The 13,234-nt window shown below is 63.4% G+C and carries 15 protein-coding genes; 5 read left to right on the top strand and 10 right to left on the bottom strand.

Translation table 11 applies throughout. The annotated features are described in order from the left end of the window. The first annotated feature begins 73 nt into the window (after positions 1 to 73). A complete protein-coding gene (locus tag SynRS9907_RS03715; protein WP_188022346.1) occupies positions 74 to 649 on the top strand; it encodes a DUF4079 domain-containing protein in 576 nt (191 codons plus the stop codon). Here the strand turns inward: SynRS9907_RS03715 and SynRS9907_RS03710 are convergent. Continuing rightward, a complete protein-coding gene (locus SynRS9907_RS03710; protein WP_188021846.1) occupies positions 646 to 1,212 on the bottom strand; it encodes a nucleoside triphosphate pyrophosphatase in 567 nt (188 codons plus the stop codon). The two genes, SynRS9907_RS03715 and SynRS9907_RS03710, sit on opposite strands and share 4 nt — an antisense overlap. Here SynRS9907_RS03710 and SynRS9907_RS03705 point away from each other — a divergent pair. Genes SynRS9907_RS03705 through SynRS9907_RS03690 form a run of 4 tightly spaced genes read left to right on the top strand, consistent with a single transcriptional unit; the run spans position 1,211 to position 4,606 of the window. After that, positions 1,211 to 1,654: an Npun_F0494 family protein gene (locus SynRS9907_RS03705; protein WP_115132843.1), complete on the top strand. Its 444-nt coding sequence runs from the start codon at positions 1,211 to 1,213 to the stop codon at positions 1,652 to 1,654. The genes SynRS9907_RS03710 and SynRS9907_RS03705 overlap by 2 nt on opposite strands. 23 nt (positions 1,655 to 1,677) lie before the next feature. After that, entirely contained in the window at positions 1,678 to 3,147 is a 1,470-nt protein-coding gene (locus tag SynRS9907_RS03700; protein WP_188022345.1) for a cobyric acid synthase, read from the top strand. Further along, the gene (locus tag SynRS9907_RS03695; protein ID WP_115008710.1) at positions 3,144 to 3,383 is read left to right on the top strand and encodes a 2Fe-2S iron-sulfur cluster binding domain-containing protein; all 240 of its coding nucleotides are present in this window, start codon (positions 3,144 to 3,146) and stop codon (positions 3,381 to 3,383) included. The genes SynRS9907_RS03700 and SynRS9907_RS03695 overlap by 4 nt, the downstream gene beginning before the upstream one ends. Beyond that, complete coding sequence (locus SynRS9907_RS03690) at positions 3,380 to 4,606, top strand: chloride channel protein (RefSeq protein WP_188021845.1); 1,227 nt, start codon at positions 3,380 to 3,382, stop codon at positions 4,604 to 4,606. Before SynRS9907_RS03695 ends, SynRS9907_RS03690 begins: the two co-directional genes overlap by 4 nt. On the opposite strand, the gene cbbX is transcribed toward SynRS9907_RS03690, so the two are convergent. The 9 genes from cbbX to SynRS9907_RS03645 form a co-directional block, all read right to left on the bottom strand. Continuing rightward, entirely contained in the window at positions 4,560 to 5,465 is a 906-nt protein-coding gene (gene cbbX / locus SynRS9907_RS03685) for a CbbX protein (RefSeq protein ID WP_188021844.1), read from the bottom strand. The two genes, SynRS9907_RS03690 and cbbX, sit on opposite strands and share 47 nt — an antisense overlap. Then, positions 5,449 to 5,700 carry a 4a-hydroxytetrahydrobiopterin dehydratase gene (locus tag SynRS9907_RS03680; RefSeq protein ID WP_188021843.1) on the bottom strand — a complete coding sequence of 84 codons (252 nt, stop codon included), beginning with the start codon at positions 5,698 to 5,700 and terminating at the stop codon, positions 5,449 to 5,451. The genes cbbX and SynRS9907_RS03680 overlap by 17 nt, the downstream gene beginning before the upstream one ends. 34 nt (positions 5,701 to 5,734) lie before the next feature. Then, positions 5,735 to 6,874, bottom strand: a complete 1,140-nt coding sequence (locus SynRS9907_RS03675) for a CO2 hydration protein (RefSeq protein ID WP_188021842.1) — start codon at positions 6,872 to 6,874, stop codon at positions 5,735 to 5,737. Then, complete coding sequence (locus SynRS9907_RS03670) at positions 6,871 to 8,361, bottom strand: NADH-quinone oxidoreductase subunit M (protein WP_188021841.1); 1,491 nt, start codon at positions 8,359 to 8,361, stop codon at positions 6,871 to 6,873. The genes SynRS9907_RS03675 and SynRS9907_RS03670 overlap by 4 nt, the downstream gene beginning before the upstream one ends. Positions 8,362 to 8,371: 10 nt before the next feature. Continuing rightward, positions 8,372 to 10,216: an NAD(P)H-quinone oxidoreductase subunit F gene (locus tag SynRS9907_RS03665; RefSeq protein WP_115161380.1), complete on the bottom strand. Its 1,845-nt coding sequence runs from the start codon at positions 10,214 to 10,216 to the stop codon at positions 8,372 to 8,374. Between the two features lie 111 nt (positions 10,217 to 10,327). Next, positions 10,328 to 10,864, bottom strand: coding sequence for a BMC domain-containing protein (locus tag SynRS9907_RS14150; RefSeq protein WP_304623054.1), 537 nt, complete (start codon positions 10,862 to 10,864; stop codon positions 10,328 to 10,330). Between the two features lie 53 nt (positions 10,865 to 10,917). Then, positions 10,918 to 11,169, bottom strand: a complete 252-nt coding sequence (locus SynRS9907_RS03655; protein WP_011363752.1) for a carboxysome peptide B — start codon at positions 11,167 to 11,169, stop codon at positions 10,918 to 10,920. Beyond that, positions 11,169 to 11,480 (bottom strand): carboxysome peptide A, encoded by a 312-nt coding sequence (locus SynRS9907_RS03650; protein ID WP_006850911.1) that lies wholly within the window; start codon positions 11,478 to 11,480, stop codon positions 11,169 to 11,171. The genes SynRS9907_RS03655 and SynRS9907_RS03650 overlap by 1 nt, the downstream gene beginning before the upstream one ends. A gap of 2 nt (positions 11,481 to 11,482) precedes the next feature. After that, positions 11,483 to 13,228, bottom strand: coding sequence for a carboxysome shell carbonic anhydrase (locus tag SynRS9907_RS03645; protein WP_188021840.1), 1,746 nt, complete (start codon positions 13,226 to 13,228; stop codon positions 11,483 to 11,485). Positions 13,229 to 13,234: the final 6 nt, after the last annotated feature.

Below are 13,234 nucleotides of genomic sequence, written 5' to 3'. Positions count from 1 at the left end.
AACCCTGGGTTCAGGGTTGCGTTTTTTTTTGGCTGATCCCCAGGCACTGCAGTCGCTCACCGGCCACGACTGGATGGGATTGATCCACCCCGTGCTGATGATCCTGTTCGTCTACCCGGTGGTGGGCGCCACGATCCGGCTGGGAATCCTGGCGCGGGAAAAGCGGCTCAAGATCAACCCAATCGCCGACACGGTGCCTGTGGAGCATGCGCAGCATGGGGCCTGGGTGACCGGCGGAGTGCTGGTGGCGGTGCTGATCGGCTTGGGCCACAGCCTCTGGAGCAGCCATCCCCTGGGTCTGATCGTCACCGGCAGCGCCGTGCTGTTCAGCTTCGGACGGCTGCTAACGACCCGGCTGGTCTGGCAGCGCTTTCTCTGGGCTATCGCCAGTGCCTGCGGCCTGCTTCTGCTGGGGCTGCATCCGGCCGTGGAGCGGTTCAGCGATGTTCCCTGGAGCCCCCTGTTCTGGCAGTCCCATTTCTGGATGGGACTGTTGCTCACCGCTCTGTTGCTGAGCTCAACGGCGCTGCAGCCCTTGATTGGTCATTCCGTGCAGGCCAGGCGCATTCACATCAGCAGCAATCTGCTGGTGGCTTTGCTGCTGGCCATGCAAGCGATCTCGGGAACGCGAAATCTGCTGCTGCACTAAGCCAACGCTGAAAGCTGCTGACGCAACCAGGGAAGGCTCAGGCCGATCACGTTGGAATAACAGCCATCCAAGCCATCGATGCAGAGGCCGCCGCGGCCCTCGAGGGCAAAGCCACCAGCGCATTGCAGCGGTTCTCCACTGGCCACATAGGCCTCGATCTCGGCCTGGCTGAGCGCGGCAAAGCGCACCACCGTTTCCACGCAGGCCATCAGCTCAGGTTGTCCGCGACGGATCAGGCAATGGCCCGTCAGCAGTGATCCGCAGCCGCCAGCCATGCGCTGCCAACGCTCGATCGCTTCGGCTGGCCCTGAGGGCTTGCCGAACACCTGCCCTTCAAAACTGAGCACCGAATCACAGCCCAGCACAGCCGTGATCTCGGCATCGCCCACCGGGTCAAGCGTCTGGGCAACAGCTGTGGCCTTGGCCTGAGCCAGCAGTTTCACTAGCTCTGCGGGCTCCGCATGCTGGATCTGGTCTTCATCCACACCGCTGACGCGCACCTGATGCGGGATTCCCGCTTGCTCCAGCAAACGGCGACGCGCCGGCGAGGCGGAAGCAAGCATGAGCACGGGAACACACCGCAGAACAACGCTCCGTAGGCTGCCAGGGACGGAAGGCTTCGCCATCGCTCACCCCACCGACCTGCTGGATCGACGCAGCCGTGACCGGGCCTGCCGGGCCATGGGATGCCTGCCCTTCTCTGAAGCCCTCTACCGGGATCTTCAGCAGCAAGGCTTGGATGCCGGCGACCTCTGGAGCGAACCCAGCCGCTACGGCCGCAAAACACGCTGGTTCCGCAACAGCGAAGCCCTCGAAGACGACCTGCGTTGGCTGATCAGCGTTGGCGTGCTGCGCCGGGAAGTGGATGGGCAAGGGCTGACCAGCCGTTTCAGGCTCACGCCCCTGGGTCGCCAACTGCTCGATGACGACCCTGCACTCCTGCAGCGTTCGATTCCGGTGTTGGAGCGTCTGCGTCACAGCCTGCGTCGGCACTGGCCGCTGTGACCGGCACCACGCCGCGACCCCTGATGGTGCTGGGCACCTCCAGCGGTGCCGGCAAATCGCTGATGACGGCGGCGCTGTGCCGGGTGCTCCAACGCCGTGGGGAACAGGCGTTGCCCTTCAAGGGGCAGAACATGAGCAACAACGCCTGGGTTGATGCCGATGGCGGGGAGATGGCCTACTCCCAGGCCATGCAGGCCTGGGCGGCGGGCCTTGAGCCCTGCTGCGCCATGAACCCCGTGCTGCTGAAACCCCGGGGAGACAGCACCAGTGAGGTGATCCATGGGGGCCAGAGCGTGGGGATCGCCCGCGCCGAGCACTACTACCGCGACTGGTTCCGCCCCGGTTGGCAGGCGATCCGCAGCGGGCTGATGCAGCTCCAGCAGCAATGGCCCCAAGGCCGGCTGGTGCTGGAGGGGGCGGGAAGCCCAGTGGAAGTGAACCTGCAACGCCGCGACCTCACCAACCTGCGCCTGGCCCAGTACCTGCGGGCCAACTGCCTGCTGGTGGCCGACATCGAGCGCGGCGGTGTCTTCGCCCAGATCGTTGGGACGCTCGCTTTGCTGCGCCCGGTGGAGCGCCCGCTGATCAAAGGCATCCTGATCAACCGCTTCCGCGGCCGTCGGGAGCTGTTTGATGAGGGTTGCCAATGGCTGGAAGCCAACACCGGGGTACCGGTGCTGGGGGTGATGCCCTGGCTCAACGAGCTGTTTCCACCTGAAGATTCCCTCGATCTTCTGGAACGCAAACCCACCCGCGGGGCCACCGATCTTGAGATCGCTGTGCTGCGGTTGCCCTCCTTGAGCAACTTCTCCGATCTCGATCCGCTCGAAGCCGAAGCCAGCCTGAAGCTGCGCTGGATTCAACCCGGGGAACCCCTGGGGCAGCCGGATGCCGTGATTCTTCCGGGAAGCAAGCAGACGCTGCGGGATCTGGAGACGTTGAACAGCTGTGGACTGGCCGATCAACTCCGGGCCTACGCCCAGGCTGGGGGATCCATCCTGGGCATCTGCGGCGGCATGCAGATGCTGGGCAAAACGTTGAACGATCCGGAGGGACTGGAGGGCACCGATCAGCGGGGACCCCAGAGCGGCCTGGGCCTCCTGCCCCTGGACACCACCTTCAGCGGCACGAAACGGCTGAGCCAGCGCAGCATCGATGGCCTCTGGCCCATGGAAACACCGCTGAAGGGTTTTGAACTGCACTACGGAACGACCACCCCGGATCCCGGTCTTCAGCCCCTGAGCAGCGACCCTGGTTTGGGGTGGTGGGCTCCCGGCCCGAAGGGTTCGAGCGTGGTGGGCACCTACCTGCACGGCTTGCTCGACAACGGCCCCTGGCGACGGGCCTGGCTCAACCGGCTTCGCGAGCAGCGCGGATTGCAACCGCTGGCCAACGATCCCAAGAACCACAGCGCCCACCGTGATCTGTTGCTCGATCGCCTTGCCGATGCCTTCGAGCAACATGTGAACCTTGCTCCATTGCTCCAGCCATGACGTCGATTCCTGTGCGCTGGCCCGATGGGCGCATCACCCACGAAACCATCGGCGAGGACTGGTTGGTGGCCGCCAGTGGAGCGGGCATCAGCATTCCCACCGGCTGCCTGGGGGGCAGCTGCGGGGCCTGCGAGATCGACGTCAACGGCAAGACGGTGCGCGCCTGCATCAGCACCGTTCCGGCGTCGAAATCAGCGAAACTCAGCGTTGAATTCGCCACCGACCCGCACTGGTGACTCGCCTTCGCCTCAGCCTGATAGCCCTGCTCACCGGCACCCTGAGCGGCGCCGGTGTGGCGGTTGTGATGGGCTGGATCGGCGGCTTAAGCCAGCGGCTCTGGGGAGATCCGGTGCTCGAGGGCTTGGATCGCGGCCTTCCCCTGGGCTGGTCGCTGCTGATCTGCGGCGGCAGTGGCTTGATCCTCTCGCTGCTGCATCGCCCCGGCCCCACCACGTTGCTACCGGAGCTGCGGGACACCCTGAGTGATCTGCGTGATCCAGACCAGGCGCCGAAACGCGATGAAGCTCGCGGCCTTCTCGGAGCGGCGCTGGCCCAGGTTGGGGGAGGTTGCATCGGGCCTGAAGCCCTGATGAGCCGCATGGCCGCCCTGATCAGTCAACGGATCTGGCGTGGTCGTGACCAGAAGCTTCAGGAAGCAACAGTGGCAGGCAGCCTCGCCTTTTTCGGAGCTCCACTACTGGGGGGTGCTGTGGTGGGCGAGGTCACTCACCCCAAAAACCGCAAGCAGGCCTTCCTCGACCGCTGGTTGCCGGGCAGCCTTGGCGGTGTTGCCGGTTTTGCCGCCTTCAATGGCATGGGAACCGCCAGCGGTGGATCGCTGCAACGGCTTCCCTACATCTGGCCCAGCAACCTGGGGGAAGATCTCGGCAGCCTCAGCGCAGGCCTGTTGGGGGGACTCATCGGTTGCGGCCTGGGTTTGTTGTTTCTGCAGTGGCGAGGCTGGCTGGAGCAGCGCCAACTCCTGGCCCGATGGCCCTGGTGGCCGCTGCTGACCGGCCTGCTGTTGGGGGCCTGCATGCACTGGTTGCCGTTGGTTCCCTTCGCCGGGGAAGAGCAGCTGCGGCCCCTGCTGGAAGGCCAGAACTCAAGTGAGGCCTGGGTTCTGCTCCTCTCCTCGATCGTGAAACTGCTGATGCTCGGCCTTTGCCTGGAAACAGGCTGGCGCGGAGGAGTGTTCTTCCCCTTATTCCTCGTGGCCTGCGCACTTGGGATGGGACTCCACCTGCTGCTGCCCGATCTGGGCAGCCTGGGCAGCTGGTGCGGCGCCCTCACAGGTGCGTTGTACCGCTGCGTGCTTCCTGCACCCTTGGCGGTTCTGGTGCTCGGGGTTGCCCTCCTGCAGGGTCACGGCACAGCCGGCCTGCTGGTGGGCCTCGGCATGGCGCAGCTGATCAGGCGCCGTGCTGAGCGGGATGGTGGCCCTCCACTTCGCCCTTGAACACACGGCTGGCCCGGATGTCGGCCTCCTCAATCGTGGTGAGATCCTGCTTGGTGAGGGCTTCTCCCATCCGCGAAAACAACCGGTTGGCCTGGCGCAGACGGGCCCGGTCCAAGGCATTGCGTACCGAGCGCGCATTGGCGAAGAAAGGCAGCTGACGCCGGCGGGAGACATACTCCGCAAAGGCCGTCTGGGCATCGGCACTGAACTGGTAGTGCTGGGCCTCCAGCAGCAGCCCTGCGATCGCCATCAGCTCGTCGTCGCTGTAGTCGGGGAAATCGAGATGGTGGGCCACCCGTGAAGACAGGCCTGGATTGGAGCTGTAGAAGGTCTCCATCCGATCTCTGTAGCCCGCGAAGATCACCACCACATCGCTGCGCTGGCTCTCCATCTCCTGCAGGAGGATCTCAATCGCCTCGGCGCCGTAATCGCGTTCGTTGTCTGGTTTGTAGAGGTAATAGGCCTCATCGATGAACAGCACACCCCCTTGAGCGCGCTTGAGCATCTCCTTGGTTTTGGGCGCCGTGTGGCCCACATACTGACCCACCAGATCGTCGCGGGTGGCCGTCACCACATGGCCTTTGCGCAGATAGCCCAGGCGGTGCAGGATTTGCGACATCCGCTGCGCCACGGTGGTCTTGCCGGTGCCGGGGTGCCCGGTGAACGACATGTGCAAACTGGGCGCCGTGCTGGGCAACTCCAGTTGCTGCCGCGCCTGATCCACCAGCAGCAGCGCAGCGATCTCGCGAATCCGGGTCTTCACCGGCGCCAGCCCGATCAGCTCTCGATCCAGTTGGTCCAACACCTCAGCCACACCGGAATCGGCGTAGGCCGAAGCCAGATCAACCGAGGAGGGCATCGATCTCTGCGGTAAAGGCGCGATCGGCTTCGCTCAGCTGGGCATCAGGGCCGTCATCCTCCGGCCGAATCGTGATGTTCACGTAAGTGCGCCCAAAGCTGATATCAGGAAAGCGCTGGGTCGCCTCGCTGTGGTCGCCGAGCTTGTCGAGAAAATCCCTGGTGGCGTCGTAGCTCTCAAACTCAAAACGACACTCGAGGCATACGGGTCGTTTCCTCTCCTGCCACTGATTCATCAGAGTCCCCGTTCAGCCTGAACCTGCTGAAAACCTAGAGGAGCGCCACCCGCTGACAGCCCATCAAGCGCCCAGACCAGGCCTCGGCGTAGGCCCGATTGGCGGCCTGCTGCTCAGGATCATCGGTGTCCAGCGGGTGGGGCATCGTGCCGGCGATGGCTGCATTGGTGACGCAGAACATCGACTTCTGAAAGCTGACGCAGATCTGCACGTGCACATCCGTCTGCCCACGACCGTTGTCGTCGTACCAGAGGCTCAGTTCTTCGGGCAGGTGGCGGTACATGTCCTGCATGCAGAGGCTGGGGGGAATGCCCGCACCCATGCTCGGAATCGGATCGGCATACAGGGCGCCGTACTTGAAATCACTGATGTCTGGTGAAATCTGCCGGGCCTGGGCGTTGTACGACACCGTTCCAAGGAAGGGCATGCCGCGGAAGAAAACGGCCTCCACGTAGGGCACCGCCACATCCACGAGGAAGGTGAGACCCGCCTCGGGGGGGAGGACCCAGATCTCCTCACCACCGATCGTCACCATGTATTCAATCGGGCTTCCGGCCGCCGCCACCAGGCCATCGCGGATGTGATGCACCACATCGTTGACGCAGGTGACTTCCTTGATCGCGTAGCGACGGGCCAGGTCGACAAAGATGTCGCTCATCACGCGCCAGAACAAGCCGAGGCAATAAATCGTGGTGAGCGAACGGATGGCCTCGGGGGCGAAATCGGGATAGAGGCGGTTGTTGAGGGCCAGCAGAGGGTCACGAGCCGACTTGCGCTTGATGATCCGCTGGCAGGCCTCGGCGAATTCGGGCGTGTCGAGGTAGGCATCCAGCCCGCCAGTGCCATGCCAGAACATCGCCTTCTGGCAGTACTCGGCGTACTCGAAGTTGATGCGATCCCCTATCAGATGGGTCCAGAGGCGCTTGAGGTTGAACCCCTCGTGGAAAAAGCGGAACACCGGGAAAGGATTGAGCATCTGCTGCTCGCCCTGATCCACCAGGTTCTTGCTGTAAGCATCGAGAACAAGCCCATAGCTCTCGAGCACATTCACCACCTGCAGCAGATGGTCGGGGGTGTCCTTGAGCAGCGGCGTGTCGCTGAGCAAACGACGGATCAACTCCTCCTGATCAGGAAGCACCGGGGGTTGAACGGGGGATGCGGTTGGCGGGGTCATGACAGATCTCCAGTGATCAGGCTGAGGCCCGTGGTGGCCGCCTCACTGAGGTTCGACAGCAGCTCCGGAGCAAGGCCAAGCACCAGCACACCGAGGCTGAGGGCGATTGCCGGAGCCTGCTCCCGCAGCGCCACGCGGTTGAGGATACGGGGATTCACCACCTCGCCGGGGGCGATCGCCAGGCGACCGAAGAAGGCGCGGTTCACCAACAGCAGGAAATACACCGCCGTCAGTCCCGATCCCACCATGGAAAGCAGCGTGGCCAGGGGGAAGGGCTGCAGGCTGCCGCGGAAGATCAGGAATTCGGAAATGAAGCCGGCCATGCCGGGGATTCCGGCACTGGCCATCACGCCGATGATCATCAGAGATCCAGTGAGCGGCAGGCCGCGCTGGGGGTTGAGCAGGCCACGCAAGACGTTGAGGTCGCGGGTGCCGGTCTGGGCGTAAACGACACCCACCACCAGGAACAGCACGCCAGAGATCAGGCCGTGGCTCACCATCTGGAACAGGGCCCCCATCAACCCGAGCGGCGTGGCGGCGGCGGCGGCCAGCAGCACGTAGCCCATGTGGCCCACCGAGCTGTAGGCCACCATGCGCTTCATGTCGGTCTGGGCAATCGCCGCAAGGGATCCGTAAAGGACCGAGATCGCAGCCCAGCCGGCCAGCCAGGGAGCAGCCAGCTGCCAGGCGTCGGGGAACAAGCCAAGGCAGAAACGCAGCAGGCCGTAAGTGCCCAGCTTGAGCAGCACACCTGCCAGAAGAACCGACACCGGTGTGGAAGCCTCGGTGTGGGCATCCGGCAGCCAGGTGTGGAAGGGGAAGAGGGGGATCTTGATGCCGAAGCCGATCAACAGAGCACCCATCAGCAGCAGCTGGGCGGTCATGCCCAGTTCACCGGAAAGGATCGGCCGCAGGCTGAAGTCCATGGTTCCGGTGACCAGAGCAATGCCGAGGAAGGCACCCAGGATCAGCACGCCTGAGACGGCGGTGACGATCAGAAACTTCGTGGCGGCGTAGGCCCGGTTGGCACCACCCCACACGGCGATCAGCATCCACAGGGGGATGAGTTCGAGTTCGTAGAACAGGAAAAAGAGCAGCAGGTTCTGGGCCAGAAAGGCCCCATTCACCGCGCCAGAAATCACCAGCAGCAGGGCGAAGTAGACCCTGGGGCGGTTCTCGATCGTGCGCGACGCGATCGCCGCCACCAGGCAGAGCACCCCGTTCATCAGCACCAGCGGCAACGAGAGGCCATCCAGCGCCAAGGCGTAATCCAGGCCGATGGCATGGACCCAGCGGGCCTGTTCCACCAACTGCAAACCTGCATCGGCGGCATCGAAAGGCAGCAGCAGGGCAAAGCTCGCCAGGCACTGCACCACCAGCAGCACGATGGACACATCGCGCAGGCGTGCACTCGACGGGGATCCTGGCCAGAGGATCAAAGCCAGAGCCCCGAGGAAGGGAATCAGAAGCAGGAGGGAAAGAAGCATCTCGGGGCGATCAGGTAAGGAACCAGCTCACCGCGGTGAGGAAAAGAACAATGGCCAGAAGCACCGTCAGCACGTACGACTGGCTCTGGCCGCTGACACTGAGCTTGAGGCTGTCGGCACTGGCCAGGGAGAAGCGAGCCACCCCATTCAGCAGCCCATCCACCACATTGCGGTCAAACCAGGAGGCCAGGCGAGAGAAGCCCGCCACCACGTTGACGATGGTGAGGCGATAAAAGCGCTCGGTGTAGAAGTCGTAGGCCAGCAGGTCCTGCCACCAACGCAGGACAGGATTGAGCGAGCGGGACCAGGCCTTGCTCAGGGGGAGAACGGCGCCGGCCAGCAGGCCCAGCAATCCACTTCCCACCACCAGAGCTGCTGCCCAGAGGGGAAACGCCAGCAAACCATCGAGGGATTCAAGCCGTACCAGCAGCAGTGGCGTGATCAGAACAATCACGGTGAGCGCCACCATCGGGAACGCCATCTGCCAGTTCACCTCGGCAGCCCTGCGGGACTTGATCAGGGAATTCCCCATGAACACATGGCGGAACACCCGCACCAGACCCATGGCAGTGAGTGCGTTGGTGAGCAGGAACACCGCCATGAACGGCACCGAGCGCACGCTCAGCAGTTCAATCGATTGGGCCAGGGCCAGGAAGCCACCCAGCGGCAGGAAGCCCACCAGACCAGCACCACCCACAAGAAACGCCGTTGTGGTCGCCGGCATGCGGCTGCCCAGTCCCCCCAGCTCGGTGATGTCCTGACAGTTGGTGGAGGCAATCACGCCGCCGATGCTCATCGACAGCAGCGCCTTGGACACGGCATGGGTGAACAGCAGCAACAAGGCCAGAACAGGGATCTGCAGCGCAATGGCGATGAAGACAAGGCCCATGTGGGCCGTTGTGGAATACGACAGCGTGCGTTTGATGTCCACCTGAGCCAGGGCCACCAAAGAGCCACCGATCGCACTGATGCTGCCGATCACGAGCATCACGCCGATGGCGATGGGCGAGAGCTGAAGGATGGGCATCACCTTCAGCAGCACGATGGCGCCGCAGGTCACCACCACCGAGTTCCGCAGAATCGAAGCAGGGTTCGGGCCCTCCATGGCTTCGTCCAGCCAGAGGTGCATGGGGAACTGGGCGCATTTGCCCGTTGGGCCAGCAACCAGGCCCAAACCCAACAGCGTTGCCGCCAAGGGAGAGAGGGTGTCTTGAGCGGCCCAGGCGTAAAGGTCGTTGAACCCCATCACGCCGGAATAGCTGCAGAGCGCCACCACACCCATCAGCAGCAGCACATCACCAACGCGCTTGGTGAGAAAGGCATCCCGGGCTGCTGTGACCACCAGGGGTTGGGCATACCAGAAGCCCACCAATAAATAGGTGGAGAGCGTCAGCATCTCCAGCAGGAAGTAGCTCTGGAACAGGGAGTCGCTGAGCACAACACCACTCATCGCACCCTCGAAAAAACCGAGCAGGGCAAAGAAGCGGGCCAACGCCCATTCCTTGTCCATGTAGCCCAGGGAATACACCTGCGACAGCAAGCTGAGGCCCGTGATCAGTTCCAGGGCCACCAGGTTGGTGAGCGACAAGCTGAAGCTGATGTTCAGCTCCAGATCAGCCACGCTGAGCCAAGGGAAAGCCAGATCCACCGGCCCTGATTGGTACACCTCCTGCAGGATCAGACTTCCGTGGGCGAAGGCCAGCAGGGTGAGAAGGATGTTGAGGTAGGCCGCCGGGCGATGGGCATCTCGGCGGAACCAGCCACAGGCCCAAGGGAGGGAAACCAGCATCCCGATGAACCCATAGAGCGGGATCAACCAAGCGGTCTGGATGGGAAGCGAAAGCTCCGGGGTCAAAACGGCGAGCGGGATGGTGATCGAGCTGGTCGCTGGTTGGCCGGCGAATCTAGGAGCCGGTCAGGAGCAAAAGGGCTCTTTGTGAACGGCTGTGAGGCAGCTTTTGTGCAATCAGCTGCGGCGAGCTGCACCACTGCCGGCCAACACCGGCTCCACCTCTTTGTGGGGACGGGCAATGATGTGAGCAGCCACGAGGCCGTCACCCACGCGCTCGCAAGCATCGGCACCGGCACGAACAGCTGCATTCACCGCACCGGTTTCGCCCCGCACCATCACCGTGACGTAGCCACCACCCACATATTCTCGGCAGATCAGGCTCACTTCAGCAGCCTTGGTCATCGCATCGGCTGCCTCAATGGCAGGAACCATGCCGCGGGTTTCGATCATGCCCAGCGCCACACCGGGAACGACGGGGGAAGGGGTGGCAGCGGGCTTGGTCACGGCTGATCCGCCGCCGGATCCGGTGTTGGAAGCGCTGCTGCGACGCGTTGAGGTGGTCGCGCGACGGGTGGTTGGAGCAGGAGCAGCCTTGGCGGGAGTCGACGCGGGAGCAGGGGTGCTGGCCACAGGCTTCACATCCACGGTCTTGTTCGCCGCGGCGGTGCTGCGGGTGGTGCGACGACGGGGGGTGGGGGAAGGAGTGGCCATGGATTGGTAGGTGTGGAAGCGGAACGGAAACGGCGGAGGGAAATGAAGGATCCCTATCCGTCCGGATTCCAGAAATCGATGATGCCACCGATGGTGAGATCGGTGAGAACGGTGTTGTCAGGGCAGGCATGCCGGGCAGCCGAACCGCTGGCGGTGAACACCCAGTTGCCCTCACGGGCACCCACGGGGTCAACCGCCACCAGCTTCTTGCCCTTGTTGTTCTTGAGAATGCGCAGGTGCATGTGATCCAGACCGGCAACCCGGTAGGAGCAAACCAGCGTTCCCATCACCTGCATGATCTCCATCAGCTGGCCTTGCCTCCCGCGGGTTTGCTGGGGCTGGGGGATGGGGAGGGAGCGGAGGTCTTCGGGGGGTCGGGTTCCCAGTGGTCAATGATCCCCACGATCGTGAGGTCACTGGGATACGACTTGCTGCCGGCAGCTTCTCGGGCGGCCGAGCTGCTGACGCAGATCACCCAGTCCCCAGGTTTCGCACCCACCGCATCGACGGCCACCTTCTTGGTGCTGCCATCCAGCACCACCTGGAGATGCTTGTGCTCGAAATCAGGAATCCGGTTGGTGGAAACGAGCGGCTTGACGACCTTGACGATGAGCATGATCAGTGAGCCTCCGGAAGTTGCGGGTCGAGCGTGGAACCGACGACCTCGGCCGGAGCCGTCTGGTTGCGGTCGCGAATGGTGAGACAAGTGTGGAGCAGACCCTCATCAACGAGAGCTGCGTAGCGATCAGCGATGGCCTGGTTCACCCGTTGGCAATCAGCGATGGCCCGTTCCCGAGCACCGGGCACACGGCCGGAATAGTCGAAACGCACCACAACCGGAATCGGCAGATCCCGGGACACATTCAGACCCTTGAAAATTTTCACGCCCACATCGAGATCGGGGGCGCCCTCCTCGACGGTGTCGAGGTGGGCGAAATAGGTGAGGTTGCGCAGATGCACCTCTTTGAAACCAATGCCAACGCCAATGAAACGCTCGGCGTGCCCGGCATCCGGGTAGGTGCCCCCGTGAAGATCCTGGACGTAGTCGATCTGGGAGAAGTTATTGGCGAGCAAACGGGTCAGGAACGACACCATCCCGGCATCCATGGGGCCAGGAGCAGAGCTCTCAACGGCTTCAGCAATCTGTGCCATGGCTTGATCGGCACTCATCGATGCCGTTGCGGCATGCAGTTCCCTGGCGCAGAGCCAACGGTCGAGCACCATCTCGCTGTCACGGCTTGGGGGATGCACCCGGATGGCATCGGTGTCGGTGTCGAGGCCGATCAGCAGAAGATCAACGGAGGCACCGCAACAGAAGCTGTTTTCAACCGACTCACGGAAATCGAGCAGGCGTTGATGACCAGCCGCTGCCGCCAGTTCGTCATTGCTGCCATGGGCAGCGCAGCCCTGATGGGAGGGATCGAGAGAACTGAAGTGGTACGTCACCACCTTCAGGTAACGGGTCGGTTCCGTGGAGGGATTGGGTGAACCTTCGCGGTAGCGACGGTGCTCGGTTTTGACCCAGCGGTTCACCGTGTTCTCCACGTCGAACATGGCGCCAGCGTGGGAACGGCGACGCACAGCGCTGAAGGGAATGCGCAGGGCATAAGCCACGGTGTGGGCCAACCGACCATCGGAACAGGGCGTCAGGTCGAGCAGATGGATCCCACAATCGAGCAAGAACTGTTCGAACTCCCGGGAGGCAGCACTGCCCGTACCGGCATCCAGGGGATCGTCCTGGAAGAAGCGGTCACTGAACAGCCGGTGGCTTTCGAACACACACCAGGCGAACAGGGCGCGCATGTCGAGGGGGCGAACCCAGGCCCGCTGCAGGATGTGATCCGGCAGATCAAAGCCGAGTTCGGCCCGGCACAACCGCTGGGCCTGGGGAATGAAATCGGTTTCGTGCTGAAGCGCTGAAACCTGCTGGAGCAGGGGAACGATCCGATCAAAGCGGCCCTTGATCTCCTGCTCGTAGGCCTGAAGACGGGCATTCGCCGCTGCATCCGTCAACGGATGGCGCCGATGGATGATCGGCAGAGAGCTGCGGCTCAGATTGAAAGGAACCGCCCGGGTGGCTGCCTTCTCACGGCGGACCCAGTTCGGCTGAGCGGGAGCGGGACGCTGAACGTCCTTGCTGGAGCGAATCCGACCACCACCAACCGAGCCGCCACCGAGTTGAGCGGCCTTGCCCGCTGTGGTGAGGGCACGGCGACGATTCAGAGCGGCCTTGCGGGTGGAGGACTCCACATCAGACGTGGTCTGAACGGAATCAGAGGTTGCGGCCAGCTGTTGCAGCTGACGACGGGTGGGTGCCGAGGGGGCCTGAGGTCGCCCGCCACGGAGAGGCTTGGAGCGAACCATCAATGA

The sequence above is a fragment of the Synechococcus sp. RS9907 genome, assembly GCF_014279615.1.
In the GTDB taxonomy this organism is placed as follows: domain Bacteria; phylum Cyanobacteriota; class Cyanobacteriia; order PCC-6307; family Cyanobiaceae; genus Parasynechococcus.
This window is presented reverse-complemented; position numbering and strand designations above follow the sequence as displayed.

What these genes read in the sequence shown, in the direction of transcription:
- SynRS9907_RS03715 (WP_188022346.1), top strand. Translation starts at nt 74, where the DNA reads ATGGGATTGATCCACCCCGTGCTGATGATCCTGTTCGTCTACCCGGTG.
- SynRS9907_RS03705 (WP_115132843.1), top strand. Translation starts at nt 1,211, where the DNA reads ATGAGCACGGGAACACACCGCAGAACAACGCTCCGTAGGCTGCCAGGG.
- SynRS9907_RS03710 (WP_188021846.1), bottom strand. Translation starts at nt 1,212, where the DNA reads ATGCTTGCTTCCGCCTCGCCGGCGCGTCGCCGTTTGCTGGAGCAAGCG.
- SynRS9907_RS03700 (WP_188022345.1), top strand. Translation starts at nt 1,678, where the DNA reads ATGGTGCTGGGCACCTCCAGCGGTGCCGGCAAATCGCTGATGACGGCG.
- SynRS9907_RS03695 (WP_115008710.1), top strand. Translation starts at nt 3,144, where the DNA reads ATGACGTCGATTCCTGTGCGCTGGCCCGATGGGCGCATCACCCACGAA.
- cbbX (WP_188021844.1), bottom strand. Translation starts at nt 5,465, where the DNA reads ATGCCCTCCTCGGTTGATCTGGCTTCGGCCTACGCCGATTCCGGTGTG.
- SynRS9907_RS03680 (WP_188021843.1), bottom strand. Translation starts at nt 5,700, where the DNA reads ATGAATCAGTGGCAGGAGAGGAAACGACCCGTATGCCTCGAGTGTCGT.
- SynRS9907_RS03675 (WP_188021842.1), bottom strand. Translation starts at nt 6,874, where the DNA reads ATGACCCCGCCAACCGCATCCCCCGTTCAACCCCCGGTGCTTCCTGAT.
- SynRS9907_RS03670 (WP_188021841.1), bottom strand. Translation starts at nt 8,361, where the DNA reads ATGCTTCTTTCCCTCCTGCTTCTGATTCCCTTCCTCGGGGCTCTGGCT.
- SynRS9907_RS14150 (WP_304623054.1), bottom strand. Translation starts at nt 10,864, where the DNA reads ATGGCCACTCCTTCCCCCACCCCCCGTCGTCGCACCACCCGCAGCACC.
- SynRS9907_RS03655 (WP_011363752.1), bottom strand. Translation starts at nt 11,169, where the DNA reads ATGGAGATCATGCAGGTGATGGGAACGCTGGTTTGCTCCTACCGGGTT.
- SynRS9907_RS03650 (WP_006850911.1), bottom strand. Translation starts at nt 11,480, where the DNA reads ATGCTCATCGTCAAGGTCGTCAAGCCGCTCGTTTCCACCAACCGGATT.
- SynRS9907_RS03645 (WP_188021840.1), bottom strand. Translation starts at nt 13,228, where the DNA reads ATGGTTCGCTCCAAGCCTCTCCGTGGCGGGCGACCTCAGGCCCCCTCG.